Consider the following 15,047-nt stretch of genomic DNA (forward strand, 5'->3'; position numbering starts at 1 on the left):
GATGCATGCAACGATAACCCTTCTGCTTGCCTATATCGTAGACCGCATCGTGGGGGACCCGCGATTTTTGACTCATCCCGTCGTGATCATGGGACGGGTCATTTCGTGGCTGGAGAAGCAAATCCGCAGAGGCTGCCGTTCAGACCGTTCGCTCAAATGGGCGGGGCTGCTTTTTCCGCTTGTCCTGGTCGGTGGTTCATATATGGCCATTTGGGTGCTGATTTATGCGTTGTCACGGCTCTCACCGTGGCTCGCGTGGGCTGCGGAAATCTGGCTGATCTCGACTACCATCGCTTCCAAAGGGTTGGCTGACGCAGGCATGGACATTTTTCATCATCTAAAGAAGAGCGATTTGTCGTCTGCCCGTACAGCTTTATCGATGGTTGTTGGCAGGGACACGGACAAGCTGGATGAGCCGCAGATCGTACGGGGAGCCGTCGAAACCGTCGCGGAAAACATGGTGGACGCGATTATCTCGCCGCTTTTTTTCGCAGCGATCGGTGGAGCACCCTTGGCGATGGCCTATCGGGCGGCGAATACGCTCGACTCGATGGTTGGCTACAAAGATGAGCGTTATTTGAATCTCGGGTGGGCGTCAGCTCGCTTTGACGATTTGACCAACTACATACCCGCCAGGTTGTGCGCGCTTTTCATCGTAGTAGCGGCTTGGCTGCACGGACAAAGTGCGACAGGTGCCTGGAGGATGATGCGGCGTGACGCACGCAAACACCCGAGTCCAAACAGTGGATTTGCCGAAGCTGGTGTAGCCGGAGCGCTCGGCATTCAGCTCGGGGGGCTGAATACATATCGCGGGGTGGCATCCCACCGCGCGCTGCTCGGCGAGCCGACCCGTCCACTGGAGGCGGAAGATATTCCACGGACCGTCGCCATCATGCACACAGGCGCGTTGATTGGGGTTGGTTTGTTTGTCGCAGTTCTGCTGCTGATCTCCTATCGATAGCATAGTGAGAGTCCTAGGTTGATCGGACGAACCTGTGGCAACAAGTGGAAATCCGAGCGAAACGGTTGCTTTTTTCACGTGATCTAGCGATAATTAGGACGAAATCGAACGGACATCGAAAAAAAAATTTTGCAACCATTTGCCCCGGTATTTCGTAGAACGTATAAGTGCGTATCGAATCAGGTGACAATGCAGGAACGATAACGACAAATATAGGCAGGAGTGAACGCAGATGAAAGTATGGAAGGAAGTCTTCAGCTGGACAAAGTCAATCGTATTCGCCTTGTGTGTTGCCGTTTTGTTGAACGTATTCGTCGTTCAACCGACAAAGGTGCAGGGAAGCTCGATGTTCCCGACCTTGCAAAATGATCAGACGATCTTTATTTCCAAATTGCCTCACACATTTAAAGAAGCGCCCGATTATAACGACATCGTTATTCTCGATAGCCGTGTAGACCGCGAACGTACTCTGAAGGACGATTTTTTGGAAAGTCCACTGCTTCATTTGTTCGCAGCAGCGTCTGAAAATGATCAGGACGACCACAACATTTGGGTGAAACGCGTTATTGGGAAGCCGGGAGATGTATTGGAATTCAAAGATGGCGGGGTATACCGCAATGGGGAGAAATTGAACGAGCCTTACATCAAAGAACAGATGATGATTCCGCAGACCGAAACCATCACCGTTCCTGAAGGACATGTTTTCGTCATGGGTGACAACCGCAATAACAGTAAAGATAGCCGCTTCATCGGCGCAGTGCCGATCGATCATATCTTGGGTAAAAAGTTTTACTAAACCGCTTATTTTGCGTGCAGCTGTTCAAACTGGCTGTATAGATCGCGTACGGCAGCGACTAAAGCGTTGGCAGCTCGTCCACGGTAATGATTTTGGATGACCGTGACGATCTCTTCAATGCCATCACGCAAGCTGAATCCTTTCAGTAGGCTGCCGACGAAATCGCGACCGTGCTGAGTGGCCAACGTGCAGGAAGCCTCAACGATTACCGCGTATTTTCGGTCGATTTCGACTGTGATGGTCAAGGATTCATAAACGTTTTGCGCAGCCATCCCCTGTGGAAGTCGCGCATGGCCGGCTAGAAAATACGTTTTTGCAGTATTCATATGAAAAGCCCCCCTCTAATCTTGTATCGGAATGATGTTAAGTATAGTAGAATTTTCTGGATTCGGCAAAAGGAAAGGAACAGCTCCAACTACGGTTTTCCTCTTTTTTCGCCACCGTCCCAATCCCTACTCACGCATTCATAGGCGTGTGACCGGGATTGGGGTTTTTTCTTTTTCGGGGCTCTTGACCTCAAGTGTGCTTGAAGACGATTGGATGGCCTTTAAGGGGTTCAGTGAAATTGCTGAGTACTAGCCTCCAAACACACCATGTATTCCGGAAATACTTGGTCCAAAACTGCTTGAAACTGTAGTTTGATCTGAATGTATAGGTCAGTTACAGAATCATGCTGTCTCGCTGTAACTAAACCTCATAATACGAACGGTCAGATTAGCAAATATTGTGTTAAAGTGTGGTTATTGCACGAATAAATTCCTTATAGAAGATGAAGTGTTCTTGTGAAATTAAACCATCTCAATCTAACAGTCAGTGACGTTACAGCTACAATTGATTTCTTGGTGAAATATTTCGGATTGCAAAATGGGAACACACGCGGCAATACATTCGCTGTATTTTTTGACGACGGAGGGTTAGTGCTAACCTTGATGAAAGGTAAGCAAGTCAGCTATCCCAACACCTTTCATATCGGCTTCATTCAAGAAAGCGAGGATCGGGTGAACGAAATCAATCAACGCATGAAGGATGATGGGTTTGATGTGGAACCCCCACAACGATCTCACGCATGGACGTTCTATGTCCGAGCGCCTGGTGGATTTACTGTCGAGGTTCTGTGTTAATTGATTCCGCTAACGGCGATCGATAGTTCAAAAATCCAAACATAAAGGCAGCCTCCACAACCGGCTGCCTTTTCTACGCTAACTGGCAGATTAACTCAACAAACTGGCACGAAAGAACGGCTGAATATACTGGCTCATAAAATTTTTTTCGTTCGTTTCAGATGTCACAAATCAGAGCCTTACATCGTTTTATGTGCAAAACGTAAAAGGAGCTGAGAAACGATGAACGAGCTGACATGCATAATCATCGGAGGTGGCCATGCAGGACTTGCCGCGCTCAAAGCAATAAAGGAAACGACCCGGGGCATGGCGAACGGACGGCGGTTTCGGTTTGTACTGATCGACAAGCAGCCCAGTCATGTGCGCAAAGTGATGTTGTTCAGACCTGCCGCAGCAGGGGAAGAGATTATGGTTCCCTGGACGCATTATTGTTCAGATGGAGTCGAATTCGTGCAAGGTACGGTAACATCCGTGGATAGTGGGGAAAAACGAATTCGATATACGGATGCACAAGGAAATGATGCCCGAATTCGTTATGACCTTGTAGTCGTGGCGGTTGGTAGCATCGTTCGGCGACCGGATCCAGAGCAGGGCGGCATCGCCTTGACCGACCCGCAAGCCGCTGCAGACATCCAGATGAACTGGCGTGCCAATCTGCGGAAGGCTACTGGCGAGACGAACCCCGAGGAACGAAAGCGGCTGATGACAATCGCGGTTGCAGGAGCGGGAATCAGCGGAATCGAGACGGCCGCCGAGCTGGCGCTCGCGATGCGGAAGGAAGCTGAGGCGCTAGGGCTGAATTCGTCCGATACCTCCATCTATTTGCTAAATGCACAAGAACGGGTGTTCCCGGAAGGGCCTGAGAAAGTTGGACAGAAGTTGGAGCAGACGCTCAACGATTGTGGAGTGACGGTGCTTCACAATCGCAAGGCGATGCGAGACGAAGCAGGGGTGGTAACGTTGAACAATGGCGATTGTCTGGCGGCTTCCCTTTGTATATGGACGATTGGTCTAATACCGAATCCGGTCCTTCGGGGAATGGGCCTGCCGCTTACTCCTGATGGCCGGGTACTGGTGGATGAATGTTATCGCGTCCAAGGGGTGCCGGGCGTATACAGCATTGGCGACTGTGCGAAAATCGTCGATCCGACAACCGGCAAGGCGGATCAAATGACGTGCAAAGAAGCTGGGCCGCAAGCGTTACGACTGGGGAAAATCGTGATAGCCGATCTGGAGGGTCGTCCCGCGCCGGTTCACAAATCGGTGATGGAAGGTTTCGGCATCGGCTTGGGGGAAAATCGCGGGTTGCTGTGGGTACGCAAATGGGGACTTGATATGATCATAACCGGAAAGCTTGCGTGGAAAATCAAGAAGCTGGCATGGGATTGGGCAAGTATGCTTCGATAGAAACAACGAGACTAGGATTGTAATATTTATAATAGCCCGAAAAAGTCGAGGCGTCGAGTGGAGGAATTGTACGATCAATATAGAGCGCTGCTGTTCACGCTGGCTTATCAGTTGACAGGCTCTGCGGCAGACACGGTGTAGGACGTGTTTTTTAAGGCGTGCGACGTACATCCCGAACGTTTGGAGGAGCCGAAGGCGTATTTGTGCAAAATGGTAACGCCGATGCGATAAAATTGAAAATGGGTTAGCCGGTTCCTCGCATCCCTTGAACAAGGTAACGTCGATCAATTGGCCCGGATCTTGGCCGACGCGTTCAAGGTATATTTCTAGGTAATTTCACAAACCGGTAATTGAGTCCCAGAATGCACTTCAATTCATACTGTAAATCTCAGGGAAATCAAGCTGACGTTTCAAACACATATGAAGATCTGAGGGAGATAAAACCCTGGAAACATCTGTAATTAGAGGTTGATTAGGAATTAACCGCAGATCGAATAACTTGGCATACTCCTCATGCTGAGATAAAAACTGTTTTTTTATCCGGTGTGGTGTGTCAATATGCCAGCTATGCTAAAGGGCTACATCGACCGCGTTTTTTAGTAAGGTTTTGCGGATAACGGAGAGCAGCTCTATTACACCTTGGATCACGTGCATTTGATCGACGTGAAAAGAAAACAGCCTGGCGTATGTGGTACGCCAGGCTGTTTTCATGAACGAACAACGATCCGAACCGTTAAACTTTATCCATTCGCGGTTGCTGTTGCACTCGTGGCTGTGGCTTTCGCATGTTGCCGATCAAATAGCCGAGTAGCGCGCCGACGAGCGCAGGTGCAATCCAACCGATCCCTTCCGGATAAAGCGGCAAGCGGTTATAGAATGCGGTGATCACATCGAGAGGTACGCCAAGCTGGACGAATGCATCGACCAAGCTGACGATCGCGGTGCCGATGAGCGCGCCGACATAGACAGCGCGGTAGCCGCGGAAATACCGATGGAAAAACGAGAGAATGATGAGCACAATCGCCAGCGGATAAATGCCGATCAGAACCGGAACGGACAGCGCGATGATTTGGCTGAGACCGAGATTGGCAACAACCGTACTGAACAATGTCAAAATCCCGATCAGTTTCCGGTAAGAGAAGCTTGGAAACAAGCTGGCAAAATATTGCCCGCTAGCGGTGATCAACCCGACAGATGTCGTCAAACATGCTAGTGTGATGGCGAGGCCGAGCAGGACATTCCCGAAGGAGCCGAAAAGATGGTTGACCACCATCGTCAAGATTTGCCCACCGTTCTGGGCATCATGGGCGATCGATTGGCTGGTTGCACCCAGGTAGCCAAGCGCAACATAGACGAGCGCCAGGGCGGCGCCTGCAATGACACCAGCGGTGAGTGTAGTCTTGACGAGCTGGCGTCGGTCGGTAATACCACGTTCCTTCACCGCTTGTAACACGACAATGCCAAAAACAAGCGCGCCGATCGTGTCCATCGTAAGGTAGCCTTCAATAAAGCCTTTGATGAACGGAGCCTTTTGATAGGCAACGGAAGGCGCAGCGAAATCGCCGATCGGGGCAACAAGGCTGCGGATTGAAATGATCGCGATAATCAAAAGCAACAGCGGGGTCAGCAGGTTGCCGATCCGGTCCACCAACTTGGAAGGATTCAGGCATAGCCAATACGTCACGGAAAAATAAATGACGGTATACAGCAGCAACGAGAGGTTGCTGGCACCTTCCGCTTGTGACAAAAAGGGAGCCATGCCCATTTCAAAGGCAACGCTGCCGGTACGCGGGATACCAAAAAATGGCCCGATGGCCAAATAGATGACAACGGTGAATACCAACCCAAATATCGGGTGAACACGGGAGGCAATCGTCTGCAAATTCCCTCCGGAAAAAGCGATAGCTGCTACACCTAAGAGTGGCAGGCCGACACCCGTTACAATAAAACCAATAATTGCTGACGTATAGCTAGTGCCAGCGGCAAGGCCCATCGAAGGAGGAAAAATCATATTCCCTGCGCCGAAAAAAAGCGCAAAGAGCATGAGGCCGATCGAGAGGATTTCTTTGTTCGATAATGCTTTCATGTTGTGTGCTCCTAACAAAATGGAATGGCTGAAAAAAACGATAAAAAATAGTATAGATGATCATAGCGCAGAAGGGAAGGGTTCAAGAAGTTGAGCGAGTATTCACACTATGCCCATCTCTGTCCGGAAACATGCATGGAGCGTTGAAAATGACGTAACACATGCGTAATAATACAGTAGACAAGCGAAAAAGGGAGGAAAACGACTTGATTACAAAAATGGCAACAATCGCGGTTTATGTTTCCAATCAACAGGAGGCTCTCACATTTTGGACGGAAAAGGTAGGCTTTGAAGTCAAGCGCAACCAGCCGATGGGTCCGGACGCCAGCTGGATCGAGCTGGCTCCGCCGCAGGCGCAAACGTGTCTGGTCATTTATCCAAAATCCATGATGCCGGATGCTGAGGAACGAAAGCCTTCCATCGTGTTCGAGACAGCAAATATCCAGGAAACCTATGCCAAAATGAAAGAAAACGGCGTCGATTTTTTAGAGGAACTAAATCAAATGCCATGGGGGACCTATGCGCGATTTGTTGACCCGGATGGAAACGAGTTTTTGCTGAAAGAATAGAGTGAGTGAATCTTTGTTCTGCAACGCCATGAAAAAAGGCTGTCCTTTGGAGTAAAGGACAGCCTTTTTTCTATGCGATTATTTTACTGTGGCTTTTTCCAAATCGAGCACACCTTGATGAATCAGGTTGAACAAGTCCTCGATATCGGATTCTTCGATGCAAGAGAACGCCACGCGCAAGTCGGTTTCCCCGAGTGCAATCGTTCCGACGCCATATTGCTCAAGCAAATGATTCCGCAACGTTTCCGCGTCGACGGTCTTCAATTTCAGGCACATGAAGTAGCCGGAGTTGAATGGGTAGTAGTCCCAAACCGCGTCGAACTTGCCGCTGTCCAATACCGCTTTCGTGCGGTTCGCGCGGCCTTTCATGATCGCGAATTTTTCTTCTTTTTGCGCATGGAACTCTGGGGAGTTCAACGCATGCAGCACGAACGTTTGGGACGGATGTGGACCGCTGGAGATGGTTCCACGGATAATGCCCATCGTTTTTTGCTCCAGAGCGCTGAGCAGAGCATCGCTATTGCCGGAGTAGGTGATGAAGCCTACACGGAATCCCCAAACATATTCTTCTTTTGTCGCGCCGTCCACTTTGATCGGCAAAATGCGCGGATGCAGGTTGGAGAGCGCACCAAACAGTGATTCAGTCAGCGAGTTTTCAAAGAACAGGCCGAAATATGCATCATCGGTTACAGCGACCACATTGATACCCGCTTCCGCACCCGCCAGAATTGCAGCAACGATTTCCTTGCCTTCTGTCGCATTTGGCGTATAGCCGGTTGGGTTGTTCGGGAAGTTGAGGACAACAATCGCTTTGCCTTTTTCTTTTTGAGCCAGGATCGATTCGCGCAAACCAGCTGCGTTGAAGGTGCCTTGCTCGTTGTAAAGCGGGTAGTTTACGATTTCTGCGCCACGGCGAATCGTGAAAGTGAGCTCGTAGTTTTCCCAGTTTTTGTCCGGAATGATGACGCTGTCACCAGGGCCGGCAAACAGGTCAGCAACGATGCTCAAGCCGTGTGTCAAAGCGTTGGTTACGAGAGGGTTGCCAAATGTTTTTCCTTCAAGCGAAGGATTTTCTTCGATCATTTTTTTGCGCCATGCCGTGCGGAGCTCCGGTTTGCCGGCAGGCGGCGCATATTCATAAATATCTTTTGGCGCATACGCGGACAATGTATCTTGAATCACTTTGAGGTGCATCGGCTCGCGGTTTTCCAGTGCGATCCCGATCGTCGCGTTATATTTCTTGGCTTTTGCTTTCGCTTCAGCGGATTGACTCAAAATGCCTTCTTTTGGAAAGTAAATCTGTTTGCCAAGATCGGACAGCATGTCATAGACGTGCTGATTTTCAGCTTGAAGTGTTTCGTTTAGTTTTTGCGCTAATGGCTGCATAATGACCTTCCTTCCAACAATTCAATTCATCAAAGTGGTTTCTATCGTATTATACCTCTTTCCAAGGAAAGGGGCGAGTGTAAATGCGAATAATAATTCGCACGATTATAAAAATGTACGTAAATGGTGGTGAAAAGTTGATCGGTAAAATCAAATTTTTCGGGAAACGCCACTACAAAATATAGGCTGAATAGGAAGGGCGCACTGCTGAATACTAGATGCGAAGACAATACGGAGGGGTGAATCGTGATGGATAAAAAGGAAGTCAATGTAGAGATGCAGCAGGTGAGCGCGTATGCCACAAAGCACGAGATGTATCAGGAAGAAGTGGCGTTGTTAGAGGAGACCAAGGATACGCCGAAAGCGCCCATTGCTGATCCGCGAGAGGATTGATATTGCTGGATCACAAAAAGCCCGATGTGTCGGAATGCTCCGAAACACATCGGGCTTTTTGTGATCCAATTAAGGTGTGGCCAGAACGGGCCAAACATCTTTCGCCTCTTCTCCTAGATACCAAGCGGCAATGCCACCGAGCATGTTGGTCGTGGCCAGCTGTTTGCGATAAACCATTGCAGCACGGTCTTCCAACCAAATCTGATGCTTCTGTCCGTTTTCCGTGAATTCCACATAGTTTTGGGCAAGCGTGCTGTCCCAGCGTTTTTGCAGTTTTTTGCTCGCGATTAGCTGCTCCACTTGTGCCATCGTGCGCTCAGTCGCCGTCACTTTGCCTGTAGAAACATTCGTGACCCATTCTCGGTTGAAAAGCGGCACTCCGAGCAGTACTTTTTGCGAAGGAACGTCTTGAAGGAGCAGCCGAAGACCATCCTTTACCCAAGGGAGGGACGCGACGGAACCGGCAGAATCGCTCGTTTCCCAATGCTCCTCATAGCCCATCATGATAACGTAATCCGCCACTTTTCCCAATGCCGCACGGTCAAAGGAACCGGACCAATAAGGATCGGGGTTATCGCGCGTCACATCGACAGAGACTGTCATCTTATAAGGATGCAGTGCACTGGCAAGCTCTTTCACAAAAGATACGAATGCCTGCTTGTCTTCGGGCGCAATGTTTTCGAAATCAACATTGATCCCATCCGCCTGCAAGTCGACCAGCTTTTTGGTGACAAGTGTGACGAGCGTTTGTCTTTTTTTCGGGTCAGCAATCAGGCTTTTGGTCAACACGTCGTCAAAGTGGTTGCCAAGCAATACCCAAACTTTTTTGCCGGACGCATGGGCCCATTTGACGTAGCGGATGTCGCCAGTTCCATCAACCAGCGTGCTTTTGTTCAAAAAAAGCCAGCGCGGTGAAACGACGTTGATCCCGGGGGCAGCCGTGCTTTGCCGAATGTAATCATCTGTCGTGCCGAACGAATTCCAGCCGAGCACAATGCGCGGATAGGTTTTCGTTGTCACGTTTGTTTTCCCGATCCAAACCTGCTTGCCACCTAAAATCTGGATTTCATAAAAAGTAGGAACCGTTGAAACAATCGGATACTCTTCCCCATATGACAGGGTGCCCGCCATGTGCGACTGAACGGTTGCCGCTGTGAACGTGTACGCCTTCGGAACCATGATTTTTACGACCGTAATCGAAGGGGTGGCTGCTGAGCTATGTATAGGGAATGGAAGCAAGAAAACGAGAAGCAGCAATGTGATACGTATGACAAGTTTTTTCAAGGGTCAAAGAACCCCTTTCCCACGAAACTAAACGACGGGATTTATTGTAAGTGATGGAAAGGGGCTTGAATAGGTAAGGATTGTTGGAAAAAAAGGAGAAGTACGCTATTTTTCGCCGTTCTGTTTGCGCCACGCCGTAAGTCCACCATTCAAGGAAAGCGCAGTAAGCCCTTGTTCCCGCAGCAATGCGGCAGCTTTTTCTGCTTTGTTGCCCGAAGTGCAGACCGTTACGATCTGTGCTTCTGGAGGTAGATTCGCAATCAGTTCAGACAAACCGTTTTTTTCTTGCATCGCAGCATAGGGAAGATGCAAAAGCGGCACGCCATCTAGCTGCAGGCTTCCTGTGCGGAACTTTTCTGCATCGCGCACATCGAGGAGCACCAATGGTGCTTTATCCTTTGTTTTTTGTACCAGGTTGTCGACAGATAGCGGTTGATGTTCCATGTTCTTTCTCCTTGCATTTGTTTTTTCATGCCTGCGTCAATCATGAAGGCAGAGCACAAGCTCTGGAAGTAAGATACCATAGGTCCAGGTATCGGGCAACCGTACAAGGTTAACGCTTTATACCCGCACGTTTTCCATTCCTGGCATTGCAAAGTCGCACCAGTTTGGATTACAATGACGCTAATACATAAAATGATTATCATTCTCAGTTGAATAGGTGAGAGGAGCAAGGTGATTCTGAATGGAAGTCAATCAATTGGCCGAACATTTTTCGATCCATCTCCAAAAAAAAGAAAACGCGATCGTCTCGCTCTCTGGAAAAGAAGCACAACATACAGGTAACATGAACGCATTGCTCGAGGCGTATGCCCCGCTGATCAAGGCGCAGGAGCCAAAAGCGGCAGTCGCTTATTTTGGCAGCTGGCTCAGCAGTCTGGCATTATGCTTGCAATACGCCCTTTCCATGGAAAATAAAGCGCCAGACCTGTCACTTTCCAAACTTGCGATCCAGCTTTACCGTGAAGACGGGCAGGATTACTCATCATTTGCCTTTGTCGTCGAGAACTGGAAGGAAGTGGACGGGCCATCGGAGGAAGCAGAACGGGCAAGCTGGAGAAAGGAGACGCTGAGCCGGTTCTATGCCGAAACGATGAGACCGCTGTTGGAAGCAGCAGCGCAAGCAGGCGGGCACGATGTTGGTCAATTATGGGGACAACTACCGACCAAGTTCAACTATTATCTAGAGCATTTCAGTGATGCGGCGCCTTCCTGTGCGATCAGGCAAAGAATCTCCGCTGATTACGATTATTTGAAAAGCGAGCTTTCACCAGATGTGTTTGGTCGCAAAAAAAATCCGTTTGATGTGAAAATTCGCTACATCCCGGACTGGCGCGATGAAAGTAAGCAGGTCAGGCAAAAAAACGTTTGCTGCCTGTATTATTTGACGGAGGGCGCTCATTATTGCTACACATGCCCACGGATGAAGGAATCCGAACGTGCTGTCATAGCAGAGGAATTGAGGAGCAGCCAGGCAAACTGAGGAAGTGGAACGGACCTTCCAGCAGACTTTGGATCAATTACTGGCAGGAACCATGTCTGCATGATTCTCCTGCGCAACGCTAATAATTTGAGAGATCCATAAAACGTTGCGAAAGGATTGTTGCCTGCGTATGAGGTCTCTTTTTTACCGTTTTCAGCTCGTCTGCATCGCGCTCTTGCTTGGCTGCAGTCCGAATGCGCAGCAACCCGCAAATCAGCAATCGCATACACAAGAGCTGCACATCAGCCAAAGCGAGCCAGCGCGAAAACCCGGGATGATTGTGCTGGGCTGGAATGCGTTCGGTACAACGTCTACCTATATTGAACAGGGCAGCATCGCCTGGAATATGAATGTTGTTTCTCCCCGCTGGTTTACGCTGAACAAAGACAACTTGGTCGCAGGAGAGGTCGATCCGAGCTATGTCGAATGGGCACACAAAGCAGGAAAGCAAGTGTGGGCGTTTTTTGGCAACAAATTCGATGCCGATCTCACCGATGACATTATCAGTAACAAAAAAAATCAGATAGAGATCGCCAACAAGCTGAAAAATGCGCTAGTCGACAACCAGGTCGACGGGCTTAATATTGATTTTGAGAACATCAAAGAAAAAAACCGGGATGATTATGTCGGATTCGTAGCAACCATCAAGCGAGCGCTGGCACCGCACAACATCGTCGTGACCGTCGACGTGACACGGACCAATCCAGACCCAGTATGGTCGGGCAGCTTTGACCGCCGTGGATTGGGGAAGGTGGCAGATTACATCGTAATGATGGGCTATGACGAGGATTTGGGCGGGGGCGGAAAAGTTGGCTCTGTCGCTTCCTTGCCTTGGGTGGAAGAAGGCGTGCAGTTGCTGATTAAAGATGTTCCCGCCAAAAAGGTCATTCTCGCCACCCCGTTCTATACGCGTGAGTGGGTAACCGATCCAACCACTAACGGGACCAACAAGTTCGATCGAACCATGGTGGAGATGGAGCAGATCATCAAGGAAAAAGGCTTGCAAAAAAAATGGGACGACCGGGCCAAGCAAAACTATGTGGAATACATGGAAAAAGGGCTAAAGCATCAAATGTGGGTAGAAGACGAAGTGTCGATGAAACAGAGACTTGGACTGGTCGACAAGTATGGGCTAAAAGGTGTCGCCGTTTGGGCAGTCGGGCTGGAAAAACCATCGATCTGGTCGGTTTTCGGCCTACCGAATTAAGCGGAACCCACGAAAAAAACGCAGTCGCACAACAGCGATTGCGTTTTTTATTTGTACGTCTTCAAAGCAATATCGCAAGGGATGAGAAACGAATCGTTTCATTTGATGGTAACATGGATCACAAATGCTACGAAAAAGGAGTGATTTTACATGAACGACATGGGCGTAATAGAAAGATACAAACACGATTTGCAAACGTATTCGCTTGAACAGATGAGGTATATACCCGAGCCCGGAAGCTGGTCCCTCGGCCAAATGTACAGCCATGTGATCCTCGTGGGGATGGAGTATCTCGACAATGTGGAAGCTTGCTCACAAGCAAAGGAGGAACAACCATTAGGCAAAACCAAGGGTGGCGAGCAGTTGTTTGCGCGTGGAGGTTTTCCGCCGATCAAAATCAAGCTGCCGGACGTACCAGAAAACACGCCAAGCAATACGGAAAGTAAAGAAGACCTCGCTGCCGGCCTTGATCGAGTACAGCAAAGGTTGATGGAATGGTGCGAAAAAGTCGGCGAAGTGAATCCGCGTGCAAAAGTCGAACACGGCGGGTTTGGCTGGTTGAATGCGCGGGAATGGTTCGATTTGGTCGAGATGCATTTTCGTCATCATGGAAGGCAGAAGCAGGAATTGGAACAGAGATTAGGGTTGTGACCAAAAACGAGGCAAATGAAAGCAAAACCAGTCAGCACACGCACAATCAAGCGTGTTTTGGCTGGTTTTTTTATGGGTGTCAGATTTGGGGGAAAATTGACTATTGTTTAATTATTTTATACATTTGTTATCCTCACTAAAAAATATTACAATAAACGAGTAATTCAGGAGAAAAGCTAGGTAGAAGACGTGAATCGGTGCAAACCAACTTGTGTAACCGTTTGCGTAGCTGTCCGAATTACAGGCAAACAAAGGACCTGAGAGGAAGGGGTACTGGAGTGGAAAACAATGAATTGAAAAGGGGTCTGAAAGCGCGTCATATTCAAATGATCGCTTTGGGCGGCACAATCGGTGTTGGGTTGTTTATGGGGTCTGCGAGCACGATCAAATGGACAGGTCCATCAGTCATGCTTGCGTACGCAATCGTCGGGATTTTTATCTTTCTCATCATGCGCGCGATGGGGGAAATGTTGTACCTCGAACCGAGCACGGGTTCATTTGCCACTTTTGGCCATAAGTATATCCATCCTTTAGCAGGATATGTCACAGCCTGGAGCAACTGGTTCCAGTGGGTAGTCGTCGGTATGTCCGAAATTATCGCCGTCGGCTCTTACATGAAGTACTGGTTTCCGGATTTGCCAGCCTGGATACCCGGCATCATTGCGATGGTGATTCTCGGTGCAGCGAACTTATTTTCGGTAAAATCATTCGGTGAATTTGAATTTTGGTTTGCTATGGTAAAAATCGTCACGATCGTCTTAATGATCATCGCCGGACTTGGACTGATTTTCTTCGGAATTGGCAATGGGGGGCAAGCGATCGGAATCTCCAACCTGTGGGCGAATGGGGGCTTCTTTACAGGTGGCTGGAAAGGCTTTTTCTTTGCACTGTCACTCGTCATCGGGGCTTACCAGGGCGTTGAACTGATCGGTATTACGGCCGGTGAAGCGAAGGACCCGCGGAAAACGTTGACCAATGCGATTCAAAGCATCATTTGGCGCATTTTGATTTTCTACATCGGCGCTATTTTCGTCATTGTAACCGTTTACCCATGGAACCAGCTGCACGCGATCGGCAGCCCGTTTGTCGCTACCTTTGCGAAAATCGGGATTACCGCAGCTGCAGGGATCATTAACTTTGTGGTCATCACTGCTGCGATGTCCGGGTGTAACAGCGGTATTTACAGCGCGGGTCGCATGCTTTATACTTTGGGCGTGAATGGACAGGCGCCGAAAATCTTTACTAAGCTGTCGCACAACGGCGTGCCATTGCTTGGGACGATCGGCGTAATTGTGGGATTAGGTATCGGTGTAATTTTGAGTTATCTGGCGCCGGAAAATCTGTTTGTGTATGTATACAGTGCAAGCGTGCTGCCAGGGATGGTACCATGGTTTGTCATTTTGATCAGTCAGATCCGATTCCGCAAAGAAAAAGCAGCCGAAATGGCGAGTCATCCATTCAAAATGCCATTAACGCCTGTGACCAACTATGTCACGATCGCCTTTTTGCTGATGGTTCTGGTCGGGATGTGGATCAATGATGATACGCGTATTTCCTTGATTGCCGGAATCGTTTTCTTGGCTATTGTTGTGATCAGTTTTTATGCGTTAGGGGTTGGCAAGTCGAATCCCGATGGAGGAAAAACGGATCATTCGGCTCGCAAATAAGTCTGATTTAAAAGATAGGGACACGTCTCGACGATG

General features: G+C 49.1%; 16 protein-coding genes and 2 pseudogenes. 12 read left to right on the forward strand and 6 right to left on the reverse strand.

Annotated features, from left to right (window positions below):
• Position 1 precedes the first annotated feature (1 nt).
• Both cbiB and lepB read left to right on the forward strand, forming a co-directional pair.
• Complete coding sequence (gene cbiB / locus EDM56_RS27375) at positions 2-961, forward strand: adenosylcobinamide-phosphate synthase CbiB (RefSeq protein WP_122921122.1); 960 nt, start codon at positions 2-4, stop codon at positions 959-961.
• A gap of 232 nt (positions 962-1,193) precedes the next feature.
• Entirely contained in the window at positions 1,194-1,757 is a 564-nt protein-coding gene (lepB, locus tag EDM56_RS27380; protein WP_122921123.1) for a signal peptidase I, read from the forward strand.
• A gap of 5 nt (positions 1,758-1,762) precedes the next feature.
• Here the strand turns inward: lepB and EDM56_RS27385 are convergent, their stop codons facing one another.
• Together EDM56_RS27385 and EDM56_RS32290 are read right to left on the reverse strand one after the other, a co-directional pair.
• On the reverse strand, positions 1,763-2,083 hold the full coding sequence (locus tag EDM56_RS27385; protein ID WP_122921124.1) for a DUF3870 domain-containing protein: 321 nt from the start codon (positions 2,081-2,083) through the stop codon (positions 1,763-1,765).
• 186 nt (positions 2,084-2,269) lie between these two features.
• A pseudogene (locus EDM56_RS32290) lies at positions 2,270-2,436 on the reverse strand (IS110 family transposase); the annotation flags it as partial.
• 103 nt (positions 2,437-2,539) lie between these two features.
• Between EDM56_RS32290 and EDM56_RS27390 the strand changes: the two are divergent.
• The 4 genes and pseudogenes from EDM56_RS27390 to EDM56_RS27405 all read left to right on the forward strand — a co-directional run bounded on the left by EDM56_RS27390 (position 2,540) and on the right by EDM56_RS27405 (position 4,885).
• Positions 2,540-2,878 (forward strand): VOC family protein, encoded by a 339-nt coding sequence (locus EDM56_RS27390; protein WP_122921125.1) that lies wholly within the window; start codon positions 2,540-2,542, stop codon positions 2,876-2,878.
• 222 nt (positions 2,879-3,100) lie between these two features.
• Positions 3,101-4,285, forward strand: coding sequence for an NAD(P)/FAD-dependent oxidoreductase (locus tag EDM56_RS27395; RefSeq protein WP_122921126.1), 1,185 nt, complete (start codon positions 3,101-3,103; stop codon positions 4,283-4,285).
• 57 nt (positions 4,286-4,342) lie between these two features.
• Positions 4,343-4,504: pseudogene (locus EDM56_RS31980) on the forward strand (RNA polymerase subunit sigma-24); the annotation flags it as partial.
• A 309-nt stretch (positions 4,505-4,813) separates the two neighbouring features.
• The gene (locus tag EDM56_RS27405) at positions 4,814-4,885 is read left to right on the forward strand and encodes an NAD(P)H-dependent oxidoreductase (protein ID WP_425456371.1); all 72 of its coding nucleotides are present in this window, start codon (positions 4,814-4,816) and stop codon (positions 4,883-4,885) included.
• 133 nt (positions 4,886-5,018) lie between these two features.
• Here the strand turns inward: EDM56_RS27405 and brnQ are convergent, their stop codons facing one another.
• Positions 5,019-6,371, reverse strand: coding sequence for a branched-chain amino acid transport system II carrier protein (brnQ, locus tag EDM56_RS27410; protein ID WP_122921127.1), 1,353 nt, complete (start codon positions 6,369-6,371; stop codon positions 5,019-5,021).
• Positions 6,372-6,577: 206 nt separating this feature from the next.
• Between brnQ and EDM56_RS27415 the strand changes: the two genes are divergently transcribed.
• Complete coding sequence (locus tag EDM56_RS27415; protein ID WP_122921128.1) at positions 6,578-6,940, forward strand: VOC family protein; 363 nt, start codon at positions 6,578-6,580, stop codon at positions 6,938-6,940.
• A 78-nt stretch (positions 6,941-7,018) separates the two neighbouring features.
• On the opposite strand, the gene EDM56_RS27420 is transcribed toward EDM56_RS27415, so the two are convergent.
• The gene (locus tag EDM56_RS27420) at positions 7,019-8,326 is read right to left on the reverse strand and encodes an aminotransferase class I/II-fold pyridoxal phosphate-dependent enzyme (protein ID WP_122921129.1); all 1,308 of its coding nucleotides are present in this window, start codon (positions 8,324-8,326) and stop codon (positions 7,019-7,021) included.
• Positions 8,327-8,575: 249 nt separating this feature from the next.
• Between EDM56_RS27420 and EDM56_RS31615 the strand changes: the two genes are divergently transcribed.
• Complete coding sequence (locus EDM56_RS31615; protein WP_183192609.1) at positions 8,576-8,719, forward strand: hypothetical protein; 144 nt, start codon at positions 8,576-8,578, stop codon at positions 8,717-8,719.
• A 69-nt stretch (positions 8,720-8,788) separates the two neighbouring features.
• Here EDM56_RS31615 and EDM56_RS27425 read toward each other — a convergent pair whose 3' ends face one another.
• Entirely contained in the window at positions 8,789-10,003 is a 1,215-nt protein-coding gene (locus tag EDM56_RS27425; RefSeq protein ID WP_122921130.1) for a glycosyl hydrolase family 18 protein, read from the reverse strand.
• A gap of 105 nt (positions 10,004-10,108) precedes the next feature.
• Positions 10,109-10,447, reverse strand: a complete 339-nt coding sequence (locus EDM56_RS27430; protein ID WP_122921131.1) for a rhodanese-like domain-containing protein — start codon at positions 10,445-10,447, stop codon at positions 10,109-10,111.
• Between the two features lie 241 nt (positions 10,448-10,688).
• Between EDM56_RS27430 and EDM56_RS27435 the strand changes: the two genes are divergently transcribed.
• The 4 genes from EDM56_RS27435 (at position 10,689) to EDM56_RS27450 (ending at position 15,011) form a co-directional block, all read left to right on the forward strand.
• Positions 10,689-11,486, forward strand: a complete 798-nt coding sequence (locus EDM56_RS27435; protein WP_122921132.1) for a (2Fe-2S)-binding protein — start codon at positions 10,689-10,691, stop codon at positions 11,484-11,486.
• Positions 11,487-11,616: 130 nt separating this feature from the next.
• Complete coding sequence (locus EDM56_RS27440) at positions 11,617-12,693, forward strand: glycosyl hydrolase family 18 protein (protein ID WP_122921133.1); 1,077 nt, start codon at positions 11,617-11,619, stop codon at positions 12,691-12,693.
• Between the two features lie 150 nt (positions 12,694-12,843).
• Complete coding sequence (locus EDM56_RS27445; RefSeq protein WP_122921134.1) at positions 12,844-13,344, forward strand: DinB family protein; 501 nt, start codon at positions 12,844-12,846, stop codon at positions 13,342-13,344.
• 278 nt (positions 13,345-13,622) lie between these two features.
• A complete protein-coding gene (locus EDM56_RS27450; protein ID WP_122921135.1) occupies positions 13,623-15,011 on the forward strand; it encodes an amino acid permease in 1,389 nt (462 codons plus the stop codon).
• Positions 15,012-15,047: the final 36 nt, after the last annotated feature.

It is taken from the genome of Brevibacillus fluminis, from assembly GCF_003710825.1.
Classification (GTDB): domain Bacteria; phylum Bacillota; class Bacilli; order Brevibacillales; family Brevibacillaceae; genus Brevibacillus_D; species Brevibacillus_D fluminis.